Below are 21,163 nucleotides of genomic sequence, written 5' to 3' on the forward strand. Positions count from 1 at the left end.
GGGCGGGGCCACCCTTTCCGCTCTCTCCCCCGAGTGACTCCTCCATGCCCCATATTGTTTTGCGACTCGGTTTCGCGTGCCTGCTGGGATCAGCCCTGCTCGGCTGCTCGCAGGGGGTGAAGAAAATCACCGTCAACGGGACGGTCACCTACAAGGGCCAACCCCTCGAATCCGGTATCCTCCAGTTCGTCGGCGCCGACGGCGCCTACTCGGCCGCGGTGGTTCAGCCGGGCGGCAAGTTCATCATGACCGACGTGGTCCCCGGTGACATCAAGGTGGGCGTTCAGTCCTCGCCCGGCGGCAGCGGGTCGTCGGACCCGAAGGCCGCGGCGGCACCGAAAGGCCCGACCCCGGCCACGATCCCGGAGAAGTACCGGAACCCCGAGACGTCCGGGCTCAAGTACACCGTCACCCCGAGCACCGATACTCTCGAAATCAAGCTCGACTGATGCGGGCCGCGCGCCGCCGCGGCGCAACCTCATCTGCCCGAGCCGGGCGGTTTCCGGTAGTGTGAAGAGAAGTCTCTCACTCTGCCGGGAACCAACTCCGATGGCCGTTCCGATCAGTGACTTCGCGGTCCACCTGCGTGCCCAGGACAACGTCGCGGTGGCGCGCAAGCCGATCCCTGCCAACACCACCTTCCTATTCGACTCCGGCACCTTCACCCTCCCGAAGGGCATCGGGATGGGCCACAAGTTCGCGCTCGTGGCGATCAAGGAAGGCGACCCGATTCGCAAGTACGGCCAGGTGATCGGGTTCGCCGGCCGGGCGATCGCCCCGGGCGAGCACGTTCACGTTCACAACGTCAGCGCCGGCGCGTTCGAGCGCGACTACGCCTACGCGAGCCAGATCCCGGCCCCGCTCCCGCCGCCGGCCGAGTACCGCACGTTCATGGGATACGACCGCGGGCCGGGCAAGCCCGACCACCAGCGGTACGGCACCCGCAACTACCTCGCGGTCATCAGCACCGTCAACTGCTCGGCCAGCACCAGCAAGTACATCGCCGACCGGGTCCGCCAGCTCGGGCTGCTGAAGGACTACCCGAACGTGGACGGCGTCATCGCGATCGTCCACCGGCAGGGCTGCGGGATGCAGTTCGACGGCCCCGACCACCAGCAGCTCGACCGGACGCTGGCCGGCTTCGCCCGGCACCCGAACGTGGCGTCGTACCTGCTCGTGGGGCTCGGCTGCGAGATCGTTCAGGCGTCGCACCTCATTAACAACGAGCGCCTCGACCTGCTGCAACTGGACGGCTCGAAGGGCGCCCCGCTGGCGCTGTCGATCCAGGAGTGCGGCGGGATCGGCAAAACGGTCGAAGCCGGGGTGAAGGCCGTCGCCGAGATGCTCCCGCGGGTGAACGACGTGCGCCGCGTCCAGCTCCCCGCCAAGCACCTGATCCTGGGGACCAACTGCGGCGGCTCGGACGGGAACAGCGGCGTCACCGCGAACCCCGCGCTGGGCGTGGCCAGCGACCTGATGGTGCAACAGGGCGGGGCCAGCGTCCTGGGCGAAACGACCGAGATCTACGGGGCCGAACACATCCTCACCCGCCGGGCGGTGTCGAAGGAGGTGGGGGAGAAGCTGGTCGAGCGGATCAAGTGGTGGGAGTGGTACACGTCCATGTTCGGGGCGGAGATCAACAACAACCCCTCCCCCGGCAACAAGGAGGGCGGGCTCACCACCATTTACGAGAAATCGCTGGGGGCCATCGCCAAGGCGGGCACGACCGCGATGGTCGACGTGTACCGCTACGCCGAGCCGGTCACGGCGAAGGGGTTCGTGGTGATGGACACGCCCGGGTACGACCCGGTGAGCATGACGGGGATCGTGGCGGGCGGGGCGAACGTGTGCGTGTTCACCACCGGGCGCGGCAGCGTGTTCGGGTGCAAGCCGGCGCCGTGCGTAAAAGTCGCGACCAACACGCCGCTGTACACGCACATGATCGGCGACATGGACATCGACGCCGGCAAGGTGCTCACCGGCACGTCCGTCGAGGCGGTGGGGCAAGAGATCTTCGAAAAGGTGCTGTCGGTGGCCAGCGGCGAGCGCACGAAGAGCGAGCTGAACGGCGTGGGCGAGGAGGAGTTCGCCCCGTGGTCGATCGGCCCGACGCTGTAATTCGCGTGTGGTGCCGGGGGCGCGGCGGTTCCAGTTTTCCGGAACGGCCTTGCTCCCGGCGTGCCAGGTGTTCTAATTGAAGCACCCGCCTCGCTCCTACCACCGCCCCGCTCTTCAAGGTCCGCTCATGCCCACTCCCCACCCCATCGGCGTCACGCGGCGTGAACTCTTACAGGTCGGCTACTCGGGCCTGCTGGGTGTCGGTCTGTCGTCGTTCGCCCGCGCCGGGTCGAGCGGCACGACGCCCGCGAAGAAGCCGAAATCGCTGCTGATCGTGTTCCTCACCGGGGCCGCCAGCCACCACGAAACCTTCGACCCGAAGCCCGACGCCCCGCCCGAGATCCGCGGCGAGTACCAGACCATACGGACCAGGACGCCCGGGCTGCTCGCCAGCGAACACCTGCCCAAGCTCGCGGCCCGGTCAAACCTGTACTCGGTGATCCGGTCGCTGGCGCACCGCGAAAACAACCACCTCGTCGCCACCCACCACGTGCTCACCGGGAACGTGCAGCCCGGCGCGTTCTTCGACAAGATCGCCTCTCGGGACGATTTCCCGAACTACGCGGCCGGCCGGAGCTACTTCCGCGGCGCGCCGGAAGGCACGCCGTGCGGGGTGAACCTACCGACCTACCTGATGGAAGGGCCGCTCCTCTGGCCCGGCCAGCACGCCGGGTTCCTCGGGCCGAAGCACGACGTGATGCAGATCACTCAGGACCCGAACCGCCGGGACTTCCGGGTGGACAACCTCCGCCCGTCCGCGGGCATGGAGGTGAACGACCTGCGCGACCGCATGGCCCTGCTCTCGGCCGTCAACGACCAGCGCAAGTGGCTCGCGGAGGCCGGCGAGACGAAAAAGCTCACCGACCAACAGCACCAGGCCCTCAGCGTGCTGACATCGGGAAAAGTGGCCCGGGCCTTCGACCTCGACCAGGAACCTGCGGGCGTCCGCGACCGGTACGGGCGCCACGCGTTCGGGCAGTCGTGCTTGCTCGCGCGGCGGCTGATCGAGGCCGGCGTTCCGGTGGTGCAGGCCAACATGGGCCGTGTGCAAAACTGGGACAGCCACGGCAACATCTTCAACCGGCTCAAGAAGGACCTGCTGCCGCCGCTCGACACGGCCGTTTCCGCGCTCCTTGATGACATGACCGCACGCGGGTTGCTCGACGACACGCTGGTGATGATGCTCGGCGAGTTCGGGCGCGAGCCGAAGATCAACAAAGAGGTGGGCCGCGAGCATTGGGCGCCGTGCTTCAGCGGTCTCTTTGCCGGCGCCGGCGTGGTCCCCGGCACCGTGATCGGCAAGAGCGACAAGAACGGCGCGTACCCGGTGACCGCCCCGTACTCCCCGGACGACATCGGTGCGACCGTGTACTCGGTGCTCGGCGTCGACCCGCACGCCGACGTGCGCGACCGGCTGAACCGGCCGGTGCAACTGAACCGGGGACAGGTGATCCGCCCGCTGTTCGACGGCTCCGCGGACTGACCGGACCTCCTACCCTTTGCGCGAACGGGACAACGACATGCGAAACGCTCTGGCAGCTCTGGTGGTTGTGGCGGCCGCGGGCCTCGCGGCGAGCGGGGCGGACGAGAAGTACACCTCGAAAGAGGGCAAGTTCACGGCCCGGTTCCCGAGCGACCTAACGGTCAAAACCGAAGCCAAGAAGGCCGGCGCGATCGAGATGCAGGTGGCGAGCGCGAAGGACGACAAGGAGAACTCCTTCACCGTGATGTACGTGGACCTGCCCGCCGCCGCTAAAGCGCCGCCGAAGGCGGTGCTCGACGGCATTGAAGCCGGAATGGTGTCCAAAAGTGGTTGCAAGGTGGAGAGTACGAAGGAGATCACGTACGGAGCCGCCAAGTACCCGGGCCGCGAGGTGCTAGTCGATAAAGACGGTGCCAAGATCAAAACGCGCATCATCCTCGCCGAGTCGCGCGTCTACATCGTCTTCGCCGGCGGACCGAAGGGCTTCGGAGCGACCGACGCGGCGACCAAGTTCCTCGATTCGTTTGAGACGAAGTGACAACCGCCGCTGGGTGGTCGGAGCCGCGCCCGCGGCGGTCAGTTCCGCCGCGCGGGGAGTGTGAACCAGAACGTCGAACCCGCTCCGACGGTGCTCTCGACGCCGACGGTTCCCTCGTGGGCCTCAATGAACGTCTTGACGATCGCGAGCCCCAGCCCGACCCCGCCCTGCTTGTTCGGGTCCGTCTCGAACGGCTCGAACACCTTGTCCAACCGGTTGGCCGGGATGCCCTCTCCGGTATCGCGGACCGAGCACTCGAACCCGCCCTCCACCGCCCGTGCCGAGATGGTCACGTCCCCCACCGGGGTGTACTTGATGGCGTTCGCGATCAGGTTCTGGAACACCCGCCGGAGCAGGTCGGCGTCGGCATACACGACCAGATCTTCGGGGACCTCGTTGAAGAGCTTCGTGCTGTCGGTCCCGGCGACCGGGTGCAGGTCGTGAACCAGTGCCTCCACGAGCGGCCACAGATCGAGTTCGCGCCGCTCGAGTTTGAGACCGACTTCGGTCCGCAGGTTGGTGTTCTCGTCGAGCACCTTGTCAACGAGCGATCCGAGATGCAGGACGTTGCGGCGGAGGGTCTTCACCATCCGCCCGACCTGCGTGCCCGCTTCGTTCGTCCCGAACTTGAGCTCCAGCACCCCCGCGGCCAGTGAGATAGCACTCAGCGGGGTGCGCAGGTCGTGGGCGACGAAGGCGAGGTACTCCTCCCGCCGCCGCTGGACCTCGAGCGCCTTCTGGGTGGCGTAGGTCTTAACCGCCGAGCCGATCGCGCCGTCGATCAGCCGGTTCACGATGTGAGCCGAGCGACGCACCAGCGGTTTCCCGCCCGCCTCGGCCAGTTCGTAAACGCACTCGCGTAGGATGTTGTACTCGGCGACGACTTCAACGACGTCGAACCCGTTGTCCGCGCGCTGCGCGCCGTGTATGGCTGGCGTGCCTTCGCACACGGCCTCGTGGATCGACTCGTCGGACCGGGCGCGGAGCACCGCGGCGAGTTCGTCGAGAAACGCCGGCATGTGGTCGTTGAGCGTGGGGGTGTCGAGGTGCCTGGCTGATGGGAGCTTACGGACCCGCTCGCGCCACTTCGTGAGAAGCTCCTCGCGCTCGCGCTGCACCAGCGCAGCGAGGTCGGTGAGGTTGTTAATGAGACGACCCCTCGGATGTCAGGCGCGAGTGTGTACGTGTGATCTCCACATCTTACCGCGCCCGACACGCGACGGAACGCCGGGGCGTGAAAATCGCTCCTCAAAAACCGGCGCCGCAGCTTACAAGAGCATGCGGCGCCGGTCGCTTACGCGAGTTGCGTTCGCGCGGTGCGGCGTGGATCGCAGCGACGATTGCTCCCGCCCGAACGCGGGCTCACTCCAGGCGCCAACGCGCCACCCCCTGGAACAGCGTTGTCTGGTTCAGCGCCCGCGGGCTGATCGGAGTGTCTGTATCGTCGGTGTAAATTTTCACGCTGTTGTGGACGACCATGTGCCGGTCGAGTTGCCACAGCGGGACGAACGGGACGCACTCGTTGAACAGCTTCTGAACCTCCACGGTTTTCTCGGCGAGCGGGCCGAACGCGCGGTACGCGCGCAGCTCGTTCAGCAGTTGCCCGAGCCGGGAGTCGGCGTCGTCGGCGCCGGTCCCCTTCGCCTGGAAACCGGTCCAGTTGCGCCCGCCGCGCTCCGCCGCCAGGGGGTCGAGCATCCCGCCCAGGGCAAACGGGTACCAGTCGTCCGGATAGTCGAACGGGACGTAGGCGAGGTCGTAGCGGTGCTCGTCCTCGACGCGCACCAGCAAATCGCGCAGGGGGAGCGGTTCGAGCGCGATCGTCAGCTTGCGCCCCGGGGCGTCTTTAAAGAGCCCTTCGACCTGGTCCTTGATCTTCCGACACGCCGTTGCCGCCTGCGGGTCGCCGTCCGGGTACAGGAGGGTGAGTTCGGCCTTAGCGCCCATGTCGAAGAGGTAGTTGCGGATGCGAGTCAGCGCGAGATCGCGGTTGACGAGCGGCACGGTCTGACCGGTAGGACCTTTGGTGGTGGCCCAGCTCTGGGGCGGGAACGGGCCGGTCAGCGCGCGGTGGAACTCGGGCCGCCCGGCGCGGAACACCTCGTTGAGGATCCGCTCGCGGTCGATGGCCGTCATCAGTCCCTGGCGCAATATCTTGCTCTGGAGCGCCGGGCGGCGGTGGTTCAGCGCCAGGATGTGGACGCGGCGGCCGTTCACCGCCGTGTAGTCCTGCGCCCGCCCGGAGAGCTGCGAGCGGTACTTCTCCAGATCGGCGGTTGGCACGTCCGTGAGCACGTGCAGGCTGCCCTGCTGGAACGCCTCGACCGGGTTGGGGATCTTCGCCACTTCGACGAGGCGGACTTCTTTAATGAACGGCTGGCTCGTGCGGTCGCGCCAGCGCCCGTAGAGCGGGTTGTCGACGAGCACCAGTTCGCGCGGGGCGGTACCGTCGCCCCGCGCGCCGGGTTGGAGCTTGAACGGCCCGGTGCCGAGCGGGGCCTCGGCGAACCCGGCGTCGTCCGCGGCCATCCCCTTCCCCTCCATCCACCGACCGGGGAGCAGCTTGAACGTGAGCAGCGCCCGCGGGTCCGGGTGCCCCTGTTTGAACGCCACGCGCGCCGCGACGTTGTCCTTCGGGGTCGGCAGCCCGTCGATCCAGGGGAGCGCGTACGAGTTCCACGTTTCAGGCCGCTTGCCCATCAACTTGAGCGTGCTGACGAGGTCGTGGGACTCGAACCCGTAGCGCCCGGTGGCCGACGCGTCGAAGCCCCGCAACAGGAACTCGCGGCCGCCCGGAACCACGTGCGGCGACACCACGGCGGCGCCGGGCACGTACCGCGCCGCGCCGTTGTCGTCCGGCACCTCCGCCAGCACCCCCTCGAACACCAACTCGACGACCTGCTTTTCGCTGTCCAGCCGCGCCGTTGCGGGCGACATCTGTTCCGGGAACTGCCGCACCCCGACCGAGAGCGTCTGGTAACCGGTCTTCAGCTCCCGTTGCAGCTCCCGCACGCCCGGGACCGTGGGGTCCAGCGCGGCCGCGCGGGTGAGCGCGTCGCGTGCGGCGGTGAGGTCGTTGGCCGCCTTCTTTTCAACCGCCCGGGCGAACGCGGCCTGTGCGCGCCGGGACAACTCGGTGCGGATCGCTTTGACGGCGGCCCCACCCGCGCCCGGGTAGCTGGCCTCGAACTCGTCGAGCAGTTCTTTCGCCTTGACGTGGTCGAAGTGCGTCTCGGACGCAAGCAGCCGTTTCGTCTCTGACACCCGGGCGACGGCGACTTCGGCCGCGACCGCGGCGTCACCTGGATACGCAGCCATCACCCTGGTGCCGACCTCGCGGACCCGGCCCCAGTCGTTGCCCGCCACCGCGTTCTTGAGCAGCAGCAGCCGCACCTCGCGGAGCCGCTCGAACAGGGGCTTGCGGAAATCGTCCCAGCCGCGGCCGCGGCGAATGTTGCGAGCGCGGGCGTAGTCGTGGAACCGCAGTGTGGCCGACAGGAGCAGTTCGGCTGCGTCCAGTTGCTCGGTCACCGTCCAGCCGTCCGGGCCGTTGGCGGTGCCCAGCGGCTTGGCGCCGAGCACCTGGTTCGCCTCCGCAACCACGATCTCCTCGAAGTACTCGACCTTCCGCACGTCCGTCGAGTTGATGCCCTGCGGGTCGGTCGGGCGCCCCTCGCGGTCGTACTCCTGTACCCCGAACGTGAGCGGCAGCCGCTCCCCCCGGGCTAGCGGGATCGGCCGGATCTGCATCGTGGCCGATTTGGTGGTCAGCCGGTCGAACGGGACCCGGTTCCGCTGGAACAGCGCCTTGATGGCGGGGTGCTTGGCCCCGTCCGCACCGGCAACCAACTCGTCGAGCCGCACGTCGGGCGGGGTGGTCGGGGCGGCGTGCTCGTCCTTCGATTTCGCGACCGGATCGTCTTCCACCACCACGCGCTTTTTCAGCCCGCCCTTGGGGTCCTCAACCTCAACAGGGGGCTGGGCGACGCCGACCGCGAACGCGGCGAACAGCCCCGCGAGCGCCGCAAGCGCGCGGTGCCACGGACGACCAACGCGCGCGAGCACGGACATGACTTCACCTTCCTGGTTGCGGAACCGGTTGTGTGGGACACAGGTAGATAATACCACGTCGTGGCCGACAGACAGAAGCGACCGGTCGTGAATGCGCGAGGATCTCCCGTGGCGGGCCGCGAGTTGCTTAAACAGCACGCTGACGGAAGCGAAAATACCGTGTACGAAGAAACGGTGAGCCGGTTACGCGCCACATTACCGCTTGGGACTTCCTTGGCTCTCGCGTAAGATGCCGTAATACGTTACGCGAGGGGGTGATATGGCGAAGGACAAGAAAGACAAAACGGAGAAATCACAGATCGTCGCCTTCAAGGTCGACGACGACCTCGCCAACTTCCTCGACAAGCTCCCGAACAAAAGCGAGTTCATCCGCCGCGCGATCCTGGCGCAGTTCAACATGACGTGCCCGCTTTGCACCGGTTCGGGCGTCGTACCGGCGGGGCTTCACAACCACTTCGAACACGTGATCGAGCACAACTCGGCGCGGCCGTGCGAGAAGTGCAAAACGTCGGTCGCGTTCCCGCTGTCACCCAACGGCGTGGTGCCTGCTGACAAGGCGCGGATCGAGCAGTTCCTCAACGGCGGCCCGCTGTATTGCACGAAGTGCTACCCGGCGGTGCCCCCGTGCGACGACTGCGGCTGGCACGTGATGATGGAAAAGGTCGCCGAGCACTTCAAGAAGGTGCATTCACACTGACCCAAATGCGGAGTGTGGAATTCGGCACGCGGCGTGAAGACTAAAGGCACAGGATTTAGATCATTGCCTGAGGTCTTCACGCCGCGTTCCGAATTCCACACTCCGCATTTCTCAGAACTGGTCCAGCCAGAAGTGGTTCCCGCGGTGGTACTTCATCGGGGTCCACAGCTCGTAGCGCCAGCCCGGCTCCTTGAACGCCGGGTACGCTTGATACGCCGGCGGGCGGACGTAGGGGTGCCCCTTCGGCTCGGGCCACTGCGGGCTGTTCTGGGGCCAGTAGTTGTGCGGGAAGTAGTAGTACGGGTAGTAGAACATCCGCGGGAGCTGCGGCTCCGGCCCTTGCGGGAAGTCGAGCCGCGGCTGCGGGGTCGGCATGGTGTAGAACGCCGGCGGGGGCGGCTGCTGGGCCGAAGCCGTTTGCGCGGCGCCGGCGAACAGCGCGACGGCCAGCGCCGCGACGCTCAACCGCGTGTGCGGTGTGCGCATGGGTTAATCCTCCGTGAACTCGTCGTGCGACAGTCGGGGCGCGGTCCACGCTCCGAACTTCCTGTCTGATGGAGCTTACCCCACCGCCGCCGCGGGCGCCGCCGCGGCTCGGACGGAACGGCCCAAAATCCTACAATATGCTGCGGATCTGATGCGTTGGCACGCCTCGGGCGCTCACACCGTGCGTGCCGCACCGACGCCAACAAGCGCGACCCCGGACAGGCAGAATTTCTCAAGTCATGAACGAAACGAACGACGTGTACGACAACCCGCTGATCGGCCGGTACGCCTCCGCCGAGATGGCCGAGCGGTGGGGGCCGCTGCGGAAGTTCCGCACGTGGCGGCGGCTGTGGCTCGCGCTGGCCGAAGCCGAAGCCGAGTTGGGGCTGCTCGGCGACGACGGGCAGCCGCGCATCACACCCGCCAAACTCGCCGAGCTTCGCGCGCACCTTGACGACATCGATCTGAAACGCGCCGCGGCCCACGAGAAGCGCCTGCGCCACGACGTGATGGCCCAGGTCCACGCGCTGAAGGACGTGGCCCCCGGGTGCGGCGACATCGTCCACCTCGGCGCCACCTCGTGCTACGTCACCGACAACGCCGACCTGATCCTGATGCGGGAGGGGCTGAACCAGTTGTGCGAATCCCTCGCCTGCGCGATCGACGCGCTCGCGACCTTCGCGACGACCTGGAAGGACGAGCCGACGCTCGGGTTCACGCACTTCCAGCCCGCCCAGCTCACCACCGTCGGCAAGCGCGCGACGCTGTGGCTGTTCGACTTCGTGCTGGACCTTCAGGAACTCGAGCGCCGCCGCGACGAGTTGCCGTTCCGCGGCGCGAAGGGCACCACCGGCACGCAGGCGAGCTTCCTCGCGCTCTTCAACGGCGATCACGACAAGGTCCGGCGCCTGGACGCACTCGTTGCGAAAAAGATGGGTTTCGACCGGGTGTTTCCGGTCACCGGGCAGACGTATTCGCGGAAAATCGACTCGCAAATCCTCGACGCGCTGAACGGGCTCGCTCAGAGCGCCCACAAGTGGGGCACCGATCTGCGGTTGCTGGCGCACCGCCAAGAAGTGGACGAACCGTTCGAGGCCGAGCAGATCGGGTCGAGCGCGATGGCGTACAAGCGCAACCCGATGCGGGCCGAGCGGATGTGCAGCCTCGCGCGGTTCATTTCGGGCCTGCCCGCGATGGCCGCCGACACCGCCTCAACGCAGTGGTTCGAGCGAACGCTGGACGACAGCGCGTGCCGCCGGCTGTACATCCCGCAGGCGTTCCTCGCGACCGACGCCGTACTCCGCATCGCCCTAAACGTTCTCACCCAGAAGAGCGAAGCCGGGCGCGGGTTGGTCGTGAACAAGCCGATTATCGCCAAGAACGTGCGCGAGTACCTGCCCTACATGGCGACCGAGAACCTGATGATGGCCGCGGTCCAGGCCGGCGAAGACCGCCAGGTGGTTCACGAGATCGTGCGCCAGCACAGTCACGCCGTGACCGCTCGTGTGAAATCGGGCGAGGGCTCACCCGCGGAGCTATTTGCGCTGTTGAAGGCTGATAAGAGCGACGCGTTCAAGAAAGTGGATTTCGGCGCGGTAACCGATCCGAAGCTGTTCGTCGGCCGCTCACCCGAACAGGTCGAGGAGTTCGTTGGCGAACACGTCGCGCCGATCCGTGCGCGATATGCTGGCGTTCTGGGGAAGACGGCCGAGTTGCACGTTTAATCGTGAGGATATTGAACTTCAGCAAGAATGACGTATATCCCGATGCCAACGAGCATAAGCTGTGCGGGCACCGCAATAAACCCGCTAATGGGTCCAAGTGCGGTCGCCCAAACAGTTGCCATGACAACGACTTGTTTCGATCGAGCGGGGTGAGAAGGGGCGGACACGAACCGCCCCACAAGCCAGCCCACAATCAGCGGGAGAATCAACCCGTAGGGAATCGACCGAAGAATCAGCGCCGCAACGGCCAACGTTACGGCGATTAGCGCGACGCCCCAGAGCGGAATCCGCATGCCTGCTCTCCGACTCGCTCCAAGTTGGTTGCAATCGCTGATCGCTCGTATCGCCTGACTACAAGCGACACGAGCAGCAAGGCGGGAGGAATGCGCGCCATCAAAGCCGCTGGCTGTACTTCTTGCCACGGCGCCCGAACGGCGGCTTCTTCGGATCATTCCCGCCACCGGATTGCGGCGGCGCGTCGTCAGAACCCCAGCCGTCGTCGTCGGTCGCGGGCTTCTCTTCCTTCGCGGCCTCCCAACCCGAAAACACCACCTTCACCTCGGCTGCCGGCCGGCTGGCACGCGGCGCCGCCGCCTCAAACCCCTCGACCCGGTCCTCTTCGATGAGCCGGTTAATCATCATCTCGATGTTGGTGAGGTGCTCGCCCTGCTCCGGCAGCACGAACGAGATGGCGATACCGTCCTTCCCGATGCGCCCGGTGCGGCCGATCCGGTGGACGTAGTTCTCGATGTCCATCGGCAGGTCGTAGTTGATGACGTGCGACAGCCCGCTCACGTCGATCCCGCGGCTCATCACGTCCGTCGCGATCAGGTACTTGATGTCGGCTGTGCGGAACGCGGCCATGATCTTCTCGCGCTGCGACTGCGGCAGGTCGCCGTGGATCACCGCGGCCTTCGGCACCGCCCGCTTCAGATCGCGGTACAGGTTATCGGCCCAGCGCTTGCGCTCCACGAAGATCAGGCACTGGCGCGGCTTCTCGCGCTCGACGACGCGTTTCAGCAGCTCGAACTTGCGGTCCTGGTCCACCGTGAAGTAGCTCTGGCGGATCTTGTCCACCGTCGGCTTCTCGGGCATCATGTGCAGGTGAACCGGGTCGCGCATGTAGCGGTTCACGAGCCGCTTGATCGAGTCCGGGACCGTCGCCGACATGAGGAGCGTCTGCCGCTCCGACGGGCACCGCTTCAGGATCCGCTCGATGTCGTCGCGGAACCCGATGTCGAGCATCCGGTCGGCTTCGTCGAGTACGGCGTAGCGGACCTGCGACAGCGACATCGACCCCCGCTGGAGGTGGTCGAGCATCCGCCCCGGGGTGCCCACAACGAGATCGCAGCCGCGCGTGAGCCCGTCGAGCTGGCGCTGCATCCCGGTGCCGCCGTAGACCGGCACGCAGCGGAACCGCTTGCTGGGCGCCAGCTTTTCGGCCTCGTTGGCGATCTGCAACGCGAGTTCCCGCGTCGGCGTCATCACGACGCCGATCGGCCCCTTGAGGGTGTGCGGGCGCCAGCGGTTGAGGAACGGGATGAGGAACGCGGCGGTCTTTCCGGTGCCCGTCTGGGCCTGCCCGATCACGTCCTTGCCGCGGAGGGCGGGTGGGATCACGTTTTCCTGAATCGGCGTCGGGTTCTTGTAACCCGCGGCGGTGATCGCGTCCATGAGCGGGCGCATCAGCTTCAGGTCCGCGAACAGCATCGCCGGATCGACTTCCGGCGGCGGCGCGGCTTCGTGGTCGGGATCGTCCGCGGGATCGCCGACCGGTTCTTCGTCACCCTCTTCGGCGTCGTCCTCGGGCTCCAGCGTGTGGGCGGTCGCGAGTTCGTCGGGGTTGAGTTCGTCAACCGGCTCGTCGGCACCGAACGCTTCGGCCGGGACGTGGGTGGGAGGGGTGTCGGAATCGGGAACGGTCCAATCGTCCCCGTCAGTAGGGGGAATCAACACAAACTCCATCAGTAAGCGACAAAGTGCGGCGCACGGCGCCGTGAGGCAACGCTCTCTTAGTCTACATGGTAAGGGGTACGGCGCGCTGTTGTCTAGTTAACTTGCACAAAGGTGCGGAAAGCGGTGTCCGGACACCGGCCGCAAAACGCCGCCCGCAAGGCGGATTCCGCGAGACAACTCAACCGGCACTGGAAAATCAATCGCAATAGAAATCACAATTGTGCAAAAACAAAATCGTATTTCCTTATCGTAGCGTTCGCCTTGTCGTTCTTTTACCTTGCTCCGTAACCCCGCTCAAGGTACGCTCAAATACGACACCTCTCCTCACCCATCGAATGCGAGAGCGCGTCAAACGTGAAAAGCACATTAACCGTGGCCACGATGGCCCTATCGGTGAGCGGCCTTCTCGCACTGGCAGCAGCCCCTCCTGATGCCGGAGCACTTCCGCCGAAGGAAAACACGATCAGAATCATGATCGACACTTCGGTGAAAAACCAAATAACCGCACATGGCTTTTATGAAACTCAAGGTCCGACCGTCTCCTTAACGGGCGTGACCGTCTGGTGCTTCCCTGCCAGCGGCGGGGTCATGCCTCCCCAGAAAACAACGAAGGACATTGATGCCCAAAAAGGAAAGTGGGGCCTTAAAGGGAACTGTGTCATCGACACCCACGTGTACAAGGGCCAGTACGCAGTTCGCGCGGACGGGACGTTTTCGGATGGGTCGGTCCGCTCATCGGGTTACGTCGTCCAACACGTGGATGGTGACGGCCCCACACCGGCCGCCACGTTTACGCTCGATTGGGGTACCGGGTTTCCCAAAAGCACGCGGTCGAAAACGATCAGTGTTCAGGGCTCATTTACGGGTGACATGAACAAAAAGATGGCCGGTTCGGTCATCGCGTTTCCTGTCGAAGGCGGCAAACTGTCATCGGGCGATTTGAAAGCGGACCCGGCAAAGGGCACGTGGACCGCCGCCGACATCGCCGTCGATACCGCCACCGGTTACAGCGTCACGGCGTGGGCGGCCGACAACGCTCCGAAGCCGCTCTGCTACTGCGCGCCGTTCGCCGTCACACGTGTCATGCCACTGCACCAGAACACCAGAGCTGCCACAAACAGCAAGCCCTTATCAATTCGATAAAATAATAAATTTTATAACTATTACACCATTATGTACGGAGTTTAAACACTCGCTAGTTCCAAACGAGACAAACCTCCAGCAGCGGCCCGGATTGTGTTACACGGTTGCCGACCCCCGACTGCAAAGCAGCGGTACGCGCGTCCTGGCTCCTGGCGGGTGCGGCTCCCTCTCCAAACGTCACAACATCCCCGACCGCGTGCTGAGGCACCTGGAGAACGTCGGCTCATCGACGCTGAGCAAAGCTTCTCCGGCAACCATTCAAGGAGGATGCGCCATGCCTCGAAAAAGCGGGTTCACGCTTATTGAGTTACTCGTCGCCATCGCGATCATCGCCGTTCTGATCGCCCTGCTGCTGCCCGCCGTTCAGCGGGTCCGTAACACCGCCGTTAAAATGAGCAGTGCAAACAACCTACGACAGATTCAGCTCAGCCTCCATAACTTTGCTTCCACCAACAACGATCGCGTCCCGGCACTTAACGGCGACCCACAAGGTCCGAACCCGAACCAAACCGTCCACCGAGCTATTCTGCCCTACATCGAGCAAGGCGCACTCTACCACAGCGCACTGTACACAAATCCCAACTTAGGATTCGCCAATTTATACATAAAAACGTTTGTGAGCCCCGCAGACCCAAGTATCGAAGATGATTTCTACTACATCGGACCAGCAAGCTATGCCGCGAACGCCTTCGCTTTCAGGCCAGGATTTGCACTCACCTCGTCTTACCAAGACGGGATGTCCAACACGATTGCCTTCGCAGAACACTATTCACATTGCGGCCGCACAAGCGGCAACGAGTGGCGCTTTTGCTGGTGGCAACTCCTACCTTTGACAAGTTATCGGCGAGCTTCTTTTGCGGACAACGGCATCCTTTTTGCGAGCAGTCCATCAGAGTACAGCAGTACCGGAACGGATGTGTACCCAAAAACACACGGCCACCCGCCGGTTTCAGCGCCGGCATTTCTACCAATTGGCCCAGTGCGCAACGACACCCCACCGGGCACCGTGCTGCCTCCCATCACCACACCGTTCCAGACCCGGCCCGCACTCGAAGATTGCCACAGCTTGATACCACAAACACCGCACCGCAGTGGGATGCTCACGGCACTTATGGACGGCAGCGTCCGTACCCTGGCCCCCGGCATCTCACCGGCCACCTTCTGGGGCGCCGTCACCCCCGGCGCCGGCGAAGTCCTCGCCGACTGGTAGCAGCGCAGCACGCGGGCCAGTGGACGTGTCCGTGACCGACCCTCCACCTTGGGGAGGAATTTGAGCCCGCTGGAGTCGTGCGCCGTTAGTTCGATGTGCGGGTTGGCCCGGCCGAGCACCCTGCCGCCGGGCCAACGCCCAGCCACAACGCGGCCAATCTACCAGGATAAAACACGTTCAATCACAATCTCACATCTGTTAAACAAGCTCCCCGCTACCCGCACCGAAGGTCTCGTGTGCGCAGCTTGTTTGTCTTGACCCGCCCGCTATCATACCCGTGGTTGCTGAGACGTTGTCTCAGCAACCACCACTGACAAGCACACCGCCAAACTCCTCGGGATGCGACCGTTCGGCGCTTACCTCCGGACGCAGTGCGGCTATTCGCCACTGGCGCCATCGGAGGTCGGCCATGCGCCGCTTCGCGTTTACGTTGATCGAACTTCTCGTCGTCATCGCAATCATCGCGATTCTGATCGGGCTGTTGCTGCCGGCAGTCCAGAAGGTACGGGAAGCAGCGGCCCGGATGAAGTGCCAAAACAACCTCAAGCAAACGGCTTTGGCGTTCCATAACTTCGAGTCGGCGATTGGCGGCTTCCCTGCATACTACACCTCCCAACCGGCAGACCCGTCCGGCAACGCGATCGCGTATTGGGGCATTCAGGTGCTCCCGTACATCGAGCAAGAGAACGTCCGCAAACTGTGGGTGTCCAACAAGACGTTCAGCGATCCTGTGAACCAACCCGCTGCGAACACCCCGATCCAGATCTTTGTTTGCCCGTCAGTACCCAACGGCTCGCGGCTCAGCACCCTGTCGAGCAAGACGTACGCGGTCGCCGACTACAGCTTGGCGTTGAGTGTGAGTAACAACCTCTACGGCCCGGTCATTACCTACGCCAAGCCAGCCAACGTCAGTGGGGTGCCCAGCACCGACGCAAATGCCTTCACGAAGGTGCTGGAAATCACCGACGGCACCTCGAACACGATCATGCTGGTGGAGTCCGGAGGGCGGCCCGACAACTGGCGCTCCGGCCGAACAGACGCGGCGTGGAGTTCGGTCCCCAACGGCGGGTGGGCACAACCCAACGGCTCGATCATGCGGGGATACACCACACCGGCCGATCTGAGTACCATGACTCAGCCCGGGTCGTGCATGGTGAACTGCAATAACTACTACTCCATCTACGGTTTTCACTCGGGCGGCGCCAACGTGTCTCTCGCAGACGGCAGTGTGCGGTTCCTCCGTCAGTCCGTGAACGCGGGAACGGTCGCGGCACTTATCACTCGGGCCGGCGGGGAAGTGATCTCCGAGGAGTTCTAATGCGGTTTCTTGTGCTGCTCGCCGCCCTCTCCGCCACAGGATTGGGGATCTCGCGGGAGCCGCCACCTCCGGCCCCCCCCCGACTTCCCGCGCGACCGCTTCCGACGGCTGCGGAAGCCAAAGTGCGGGCGACCGAGTTGCGTAAAGCCTACTCCCGTAAGCCCTCCGAGTGGCCGAAGCCCACTCTTGATGAGGGCGCCGAGCACCGCGAACTCGGGTTGCTGCCCGAGGTGAAGCACCCGAAAGATAACCCGTACTCGAAAGACAAAGCGGAACTCGGTCGGGCGCTGTTCTTCGACGGCCGACTGTCCGGCGCCGGGCAGGCCGCGTGCGCCAGTTGCCACGACCCGGACCTGGCCTGGGCGGACGGCCGAACAACCTCTTTCGGACACGACCGCAAGCCGCTCAAGCGGAACGCCCCGAGCGTGCATAACGTGGCATTCGCAACCTCCTTTTTCTGGGACGGCCGATCCGATTCGCTCGAAGCCCAGGCGAAGGCCGTACTCGCCAACCCGGACGAGATGCGCGCCGACGAGAAGGGCGTGGTCGGTCGGTTGACGCAGGTCAAAGGGTATCCACCTCTGTTCGAGAAGGCGTTCGGAGATGGCACAGTCACCCTGGACCGGGTGTCCCAGGCGCTCGCGTGCTTCCAGCGCACGCTGGTCGGCGGGCGGAGCCGGTTCGACGCGTTCCTCAAAGGCAAAACCGATGTCCTCACGGACGCCGAGGTGCGCGGGCTGCACCTGTTCCGCACCGACGCCCGGTGCCTGCACTGCCACAACGGCCCGACCCTGTCGGACGGGAAGTTCCACGACATCGGGCTGAGCTACTACGGGCGCGAGCTGGAAGATTTGGGACGGTTCCGGGTCACGAAAGTGCCGGCCGATGTGGGGGCGTTCCGCACCCCGCCGTTACGGAATGTGGGCCGCACCGGGCCGTACATGCACAACGGGCTCTTCGAGTTGGAAGGGCTGCTGCGGATGTACAATGCCGGCGGCGCAACCATCCGAAAAACGGACAAGTTCAAGGACGACCCGAACTTCCCAACCAAGTCTCGCTTTCTGAAACCTTTGGGGCTTAACGCGCTCGACCTGGACGATCTGGAAGCGTTCCTACGTAGCCTCGACGAGCCTCACCTGCGCGTGCGCCCGCCGGCCGTCAGCTTGCCCGACGCGCGTCCGTGACAGGTCGGCACCGCCGGCGCCAGCCGAGAGAGCATGCGCTCGCTTACGGCAGCTCATTCCTCCAGGTGAGCCCCCGTTCGGCGCGCCGCTTCACCACTTCGGGTTTGTCGGCCGCCACGTTCCTGTCCCCTTTCGGCTCGACGCCCAGATCGTACAGTTCCGCACCGCTGCCGTCCGCTTTGACAAACAGCTTCCAGTTGCCGTTGCACGCCGCATCACCCCAGCCGAAATCGTCGACCAGCACGACGTCAACGTTGGGCCGTTCCGCGGCCGTTGCGGAAGCAGACGTAGCCACCGCGGCCAGGACCGCCGCAAGCCAGGATGGACGGACCTGGAGATCCTCAGCCGGTGCCGTGAGGCGCGAACCGCAGCACGGCGTCTGTCGCACAGTTTAAGCAGACAGACGTGATCTACGGACCGCTTGTCGGTGCGGTTCGTGATTGCTGCGTCGCTCCCGAATTGAACGAATTACGCGTTGGAAGTCGGCCTGGTTCAAAAAAGCCCGCTTTAGGGTAACAGGTGCGTGGGGGGACGTGGCCGCGTGGACGGCTGAGACGGGCGTGTATGCGTATTCAGTTGCGTTGGAACCGTTGGTATCCCAACAGTTCGACCCAGTGCGGATGAGCGCAGCCGGTCAGCAACTCCGTCGGGCTCTGGTTCACGCGTTCCGGGTGCTCGCTGCGTCCGAACCGTCGGTGGTTCAGGAAGAACCGCAGCAGATCCAGGTATGCACCGCCCAGGTGCCTCCGGAGGAAGAAGTACCCGCGTAACCGACTGTTCAGGTTCTCGATTACCGAGCTCGCGCGAACCGTCCCCGCCGCCACCGGCGCCACCGCGTTCCGCAGGCTTCGGTAACGGGTCCCCAGGCGCCGGTGCAACTCGGCATCGCGTTGCCACGTCGCGGGACAGCGCTCGTCCGACATCGACACCGCTAGCACCTCACGCACCAACGCCGGCGGCACCTCGTACTCGTTCGCCACGGCCGCCAACTGCTCATCGAGGGCGCCGGCGAAGGCGAGCAGGTCGTCGCGCTGGTGGCGCAGGGCACGAACCGCCGGGCCGATCCGATGCGGGCAACGGGGCGCCCGCGCGTCCAACTCGGCGACCACGAAGTCGAACAGGTGACACCGGGTGGGATGGTCGGGACCGGCCACGGTGAAGATGTCGTCCCGGAGCCCGCCGAGGAGTACGGACACCTCGTCGGCCAGGGCGATGGCCCGATCTTGTTCCTGACGCACCAACGCGAGCCGCTTGGATTGGGTCTTGCCGCGACCGTGCCGCTTGGCCCGTGTCATGCGCCGCTGCTGCTGGTCGCACGCATCGACGGCGCCGTACGCCCGGTTGTCCAAGAACCGGATCAACTGGCCCAGATCACGGAGCGCGTGAAAGATGTCGCCACGACACGGGGTGTCGGGCCAGGCCAAGGTCTGGCCGGCGCGCAGGCCACGACCGGCGTCGGCGATGGTCGCGTCGGGCCGAAGGCCGTGGTCTTGCAGCTCCAAGAGCCGGACACCCCAGGTGTCGGCGTCGCGGTGCTCTTCGAGACGGAGCAGGTAGCAGAACGTGGACCCCACATCGACGCCGACGAGGACCGGTTGCCCGTTCTGAAAGATCTCGTCGTGGGCACCGATACGGACCGGCGACAGGTCGCAGTTCGCGTTGTGGTGCCGTGCCCGTTCGACGGCGGAGTGGATGATGTTGTGGACGTGACCCAGGGACAGATCGTGGTCGAAGAAGTCGCGGAAGAGCTCGACGACCCCGCGGAGCGGACAGTGACCGATGAGAACCAGACCGAGTGTGAACTGGCGGATCCAGTGCTTGGTGACGGGTAGGTGGAACAGAACCGCATCGTCGGTGGGTGGGTCGAAGGCGTTGGAGAGGGCGTGGCGCGCGAGATCTTGTTGCTGGTAGACGAATTTGCGACTGACGTGGGCGTCTTGCGCGAGCGCGGAGATCGGTTGGGTGCCGGCCAGAGCGTCCAGCGCCAGGCGCTGACGCTGCTCGGGTGTGAGCGCGTGGGCCGGTGACCGATTGGGCGCTTGGGGGTGGACCGCCGTCGCGGGTGGAGTTAGGCGTTCGGCAGGTGCAAAATTACCCGAGCTGGGGCGCAAAACGGTTTGAATAGCCAAAGTGTGGGTAAATCTTTACCTGCCGAATGCCTTAAAACACACATGCCTGTTTCCTTGGAGATCCTGGAGGCGTCGTAACCACCAGTCTCGGGGAAATAGGCATTTTCGTGAACTACTCAGCCCCAACTGTTACCCACTTCTGAACCAGGCCTGGAAGTCACAGAGAATGCCGATATAGTTTCCTAGGAAACAGTCGAGCCTTTGGACGCCGAACATGTCGCACGTGCCAAGCCCGCTGGACGCCCACATTGGGTTCTGGCTCCGTTTCATTTCCAACCACGTATCGCACGCGTTTGCGGCGAAGGTGGAAGGGCACGGGGTGACGGTTGCGGAATGGGTGGTGCTGCGGCAGTTGCTCACGACCGGCGCCACGGCACCAAGCGCACTGGCTGAGGGGTTGGGGCTGACCCGTGGAGCCGTTTCCAAACTCGTCGACCGCTTGTGCGCCAAGTGTCTGGTGTCGCGGACGGCGAACCAGGAGGACAAGCGGTATCAGACGGTCGCGCTGACGCCGACCGGCCACGAACTGGTCCCGAAGTTGGCGGACGTGGCGGATGCGAACGACGCCGAGTTCTTCGGACACCTCAACGACGACCAGCGGGCAATGCTAGTTGGACTGATGAAGGACGTTGTGCGGCGGCACGGGTTGAAGGATGTGCCGATCGAGTGAACCCAAACAGAAAGGTGAGACCATGACCAGTCAGGAGCGCGCCGCGGTGATGAAGAAGTGCCAGGAGCTCTCACTCGCGGGTCGAATTGCCTTCCCGGAAACGGTTAGACGACTGAGTGAGGCCGGCGTCGAGCGGTACCACGTTGACCTCACTCGGGACGAAACCACATACTACCTCTCGTGCGGGGAGTCGCACGCGCTCGCTTTGGGTGGGCCGCATGGGACGATTAACGGACCATTCGACGCCACCGGTGTAGAGGGGGCGGTACGGGCCTCCCAGCGCGGAGAGGTCACCTATCGGGAGTTCCTCAGCCGAATCATGGCAGCCGGGTGCGTCGGGTACTTTACCCAAATCACAGGCCGGAAAGTGCAGTACGTCGGCCGCACCGGTGACATGCACGTTGAACCGTTTCCCGGCACAACAGTTTGACGGAAC

Annotated in this window: 19 protein-coding genes; 12 read left to right on the plus strand and 7 right to left on the minus strand. The window is 64.9% G+C overall.

Annotation, left to right across the window (positions count from 1 at the left end):
* The first annotated feature begins 44 nt into the window (after positions 1-44).
* The 4 genes from GobsT_RS19015 to GobsT_RS19030 all read left to right on the plus strand — a co-directional run bounded on the left by GobsT_RS19015 (position 45) and on the right by GobsT_RS19030 (position 4,139).
* Complete coding sequence (locus tag GobsT_RS19015) at positions 45-449, plus strand: hypothetical protein (protein WP_010044906.1); 405 nt, start codon at positions 45-47, stop codon at positions 447-449.
* Between the two features lie 100 nt (positions 450-549).
* Positions 550-2,118, plus strand: coding sequence for a UxaA family hydrolase (locus tag GobsT_RS19020; protein ID WP_010044908.1), 1,569 nt, complete (start codon positions 550-552; stop codon positions 2,116-2,118).
* 127 nt (positions 2,119-2,245) lie between these two features.
* Positions 2,246-3,601: a DUF1501 domain-containing protein gene (locus tag GobsT_RS19025; RefSeq protein WP_010044910.1), complete on the plus strand. Its 1,356-nt coding sequence runs from the start codon at positions 2,246-2,248 to the stop codon at positions 3,599-3,601.
* A gap of 37 nt (positions 3,602-3,638) precedes the next feature.
* A complete protein-coding gene (locus GobsT_RS19030; protein WP_029601104.1) occupies positions 3,639-4,139 on the plus strand; it encodes a hypothetical protein in 501 nt (166 codons plus the stop codon).
* 38 nt (positions 4,140-4,177) lie between these two features.
* Here GobsT_RS19030 and GobsT_RS19035 read toward each other — a convergent pair whose 3' ends face one another.
* Positions 4,178-5,257, minus strand: a complete 1,080-nt coding sequence (locus GobsT_RS19035) for a sensor histidine kinase (RefSeq protein ID WP_010044914.1) — start codon at positions 5,255-5,257, stop codon at positions 4,178-4,180.
* Positions 5,258-5,501: 244 nt separating this feature from the next.
* Positions 5,502-8,210, minus strand: coding sequence for an ABC transporter substrate-binding protein (locus GobsT_RS19040; RefSeq protein WP_010044916.1), 2,709 nt, complete (start codon positions 8,208-8,210; stop codon positions 5,502-5,504).
* Between the two features lie 259 nt (positions 8,211-8,469).
* On the opposite strand from GobsT_RS19040, the gene GobsT_RS19045 reads away from it, so the two are divergent.
* Positions 8,470-8,907 (plus strand): hypothetical protein, encoded by a 438-nt coding sequence (locus GobsT_RS19045; protein WP_010044918.1) that lies wholly within the window; start codon positions 8,470-8,472, stop codon positions 8,905-8,907.
* A 111-nt stretch (positions 8,908-9,018) separates the two neighbouring features.
* On the opposite strand, the gene GobsT_RS19050 is transcribed toward GobsT_RS19045, so the two are convergent.
* A complete protein-coding gene (locus GobsT_RS19050) occupies positions 9,019-9,393 on the minus strand; it encodes a hypothetical protein (protein ID WP_010049399.1) in 375 nt (124 codons plus the stop codon).
* A 239-nt stretch (positions 9,394-9,632) separates the two neighbouring features.
* Between GobsT_RS19050 and purB the strand changes: the two genes are divergently transcribed.
* The gene (gene purB / locus GobsT_RS19055) at positions 9,633-11,117 is read left to right on the plus strand and encodes an adenylosuccinate lyase (RefSeq protein ID WP_010049402.1); all 1,485 of its coding nucleotides are present in this window, start codon (positions 9,633-9,635) and stop codon (positions 11,115-11,117) included.
* Here the strand turns inward: purB and GobsT_RS19060 are convergent.
* Positions 11,114-11,410: a hypothetical protein gene (locus GobsT_RS19060; protein ID WP_109571012.1), complete on the minus strand. Its 297-nt coding sequence runs from the start codon at positions 11,408-11,410 to the stop codon at positions 11,114-11,116. The genes purB and GobsT_RS19060 overlap by 4 nt on opposite strands.
* A gap of 100 nt (positions 11,411-11,510) precedes the next feature.
* Positions 11,511-13,070, minus strand: a complete 1,560-nt coding sequence (locus GobsT_RS19065; RefSeq protein WP_232068389.1) for a DEAD/DEAH box helicase — start codon at positions 13,068-13,070, stop codon at positions 11,511-11,513.
* A gap of 357 nt (positions 13,071-13,427) precedes the next feature.
* Between GobsT_RS19065 and GobsT_RS19070 the strand changes: the two genes are divergently transcribed.
* The 4 genes from GobsT_RS19070 to GobsT_RS19085 all read left to right on the plus strand — a co-directional run bounded on the left by GobsT_RS19070 (position 13,428) and on the right by GobsT_RS19085 (position 17,928).
* Complete coding sequence (locus GobsT_RS19070; RefSeq protein ID WP_148087803.1) at positions 13,428-14,216, plus strand: hypothetical protein; 789 nt, start codon at positions 13,428-13,430, stop codon at positions 14,214-14,216.
* Between the two features lie 274 nt (positions 14,217-14,490).
* Positions 14,491-15,426, plus strand: coding sequence for a DUF1559 family PulG-like putative transporter (locus GobsT_RS19075; protein ID WP_071529351.1), 936 nt, complete (start codon positions 14,491-14,493; stop codon positions 15,424-15,426).
* 409 nt (positions 15,427-15,835) lie between these two features.
* Positions 15,836-16,744: a DUF1559 domain-containing protein gene (locus GobsT_RS19080; RefSeq protein ID WP_010046047.1), complete on the plus strand. Its 909-nt coding sequence runs from the start codon at positions 15,836-15,838 to the stop codon at positions 16,742-16,744.
* Positions 16,744-17,928 (plus strand): cytochrome-c peroxidase, encoded by a 1,185-nt coding sequence (locus tag GobsT_RS19085; protein WP_081471852.1) that lies wholly within the window; start codon positions 16,744-16,746, stop codon positions 17,926-17,928. Before GobsT_RS19080 ends, GobsT_RS19085 begins: the two co-directional genes overlap by 1 nt.
* A 43-nt stretch (positions 17,929-17,971) precedes the next feature.
* On the opposite strand, the gene GobsT_RS19090 is transcribed toward GobsT_RS19085, so the two are convergent.
* Positions 17,972-18,223 (minus strand): hypothetical protein, encoded by a 252-nt coding sequence (locus GobsT_RS19090; protein WP_148087804.1) that lies wholly within the window; start codon positions 18,221-18,223, stop codon positions 17,972-17,974.
* Positions 18,224-18,500: 277 nt separating this feature from the next.
* Positions 18,501-20,039 (minus strand): hypothetical protein, encoded by a 1,539-nt coding sequence (locus tag GobsT_RS19095; protein WP_109571011.1) that lies wholly within the window; start codon positions 20,037-20,039, stop codon positions 18,501-18,503.
* 232 nt (positions 20,040-20,271) lie between these two features.
* On the opposite strand from GobsT_RS19095, the gene GobsT_RS19100 reads away from it, so the two are divergent.
* Together GobsT_RS19100 and GobsT_RS19105 are read left to right on the plus strand one after the other, a co-directional pair.
* Positions 20,272-20,727, plus strand: coding sequence for a MarR family winged helix-turn-helix transcriptional regulator (locus GobsT_RS19100; RefSeq protein ID WP_010046053.1), 456 nt, complete (start codon positions 20,272-20,274; stop codon positions 20,725-20,727).
* Positions 20,711-21,157 (plus strand): DUF1398 domain-containing protein, encoded by a 447-nt coding sequence (locus GobsT_RS19105; RefSeq protein WP_071529334.1) that lies wholly within the window; start codon positions 20,711-20,713, stop codon positions 21,155-21,157. The genes GobsT_RS19100 and GobsT_RS19105 overlap by 17 nt, the downstream gene beginning before the upstream one ends.
* The last annotated feature ends 6 nt before the right edge of the window (positions 21,158-21,163 follow it).

This window comes from Gemmata obscuriglobus, from assembly GCF_008065095.1.
Taxonomy (GTDB): Bacteria; Planctomycetota; Planctomycetia; order Gemmatales; family Gemmataceae; genus Gemmata; species Gemmata obscuriglobus.

Bases quoted from the DNA above. Each gene is read 5' to 3' on its own strand.
- GobsT_RS19075 (WP_071529351.1), top strand. From the start codon at position 14,491: ATGCCTCGAAAAAGCGGGTTCACGCTTATTGAGTTACTCGTCGCCATC.
- GobsT_RS19050 (WP_010049399.1), bottom strand. From the start codon at position 9,393: ATGCGCACACCGCACACGCGGTTGAGCGTCGCGGCGCTGGCCGTCGCG.
- GobsT_RS19030 (WP_029601104.1), top strand. From the start codon at position 3,639: ATGCGAAACGCTCTGGCAGCTCTGGTGGTTGTGGCGGCCGCGGGCCTC.
- purB (WP_010049402.1), top strand. From the start codon at position 9,633: ATGAACGAAACGAACGACGTGTACGACAACCCGCTGATCGGCCGGTAC.
- GobsT_RS19040 (WP_010044916.1), bottom strand. From the start codon at position 8,210: ATGTCCGTGCTCGCGCGCGTTGGTCGTCCGTGGCACCGCGCGCTTGCG.
- GobsT_RS19080 (WP_010046047.1), top strand. From the start codon at position 15,836: ATGCGCCGCTTCGCGTTTACGTTGATCGAACTTCTCGTCGTCATCGCA.
- GobsT_RS19025 (WP_010044910.1), top strand. From the start codon at position 2,246: ATGCCCACTCCCCACCCCATCGGCGTCACGCGGCGTGAACTCTTACAG.
- GobsT_RS19085 (WP_081471852.1), top strand. From the start codon at position 16,744: ATGCGGTTTCTTGTGCTGCTCGCCGCCCTCTCCGCCACAGGATTGGGG.
- GobsT_RS19105 (WP_071529334.1), top strand. From the start codon at position 20,711: ATGTGCCGATCGAGTGAACCCAAACAGAAAGGTGAGACCATGACCAGT.
- GobsT_RS19020 (WP_010044908.1), top strand. From the start codon at position 550: ATGGCCGTTCCGATCAGTGACTTCGCGGTCCACCTGCGTGCCCAGGAC.
- GobsT_RS19100 (WP_010046053.1), top strand. From the start codon at position 20,272: ATGTCGCACGTGCCAAGCCCGCTGGACGCCCACATTGGGTTCTGGCTC.
- GobsT_RS19015 (WP_010044906.1), top strand. From the start codon at position 45: ATGCCCCATATTGTTTTGCGACTCGGTTTCGCGTGCCTGCTGGGATCA.
- GobsT_RS19060 (WP_109571012.1), bottom strand. From the start codon at position 11,410: ATGCGGATTCCGCTCTGGGGCGTCGCGCTAATCGCCGTAACGTTGGCC.
- GobsT_RS19045 (WP_010044918.1), top strand. From the start codon at position 8,470: ATGGCGAAGGACAAGAAAGACAAAACGGAGAAATCACAGATCGTCGCC.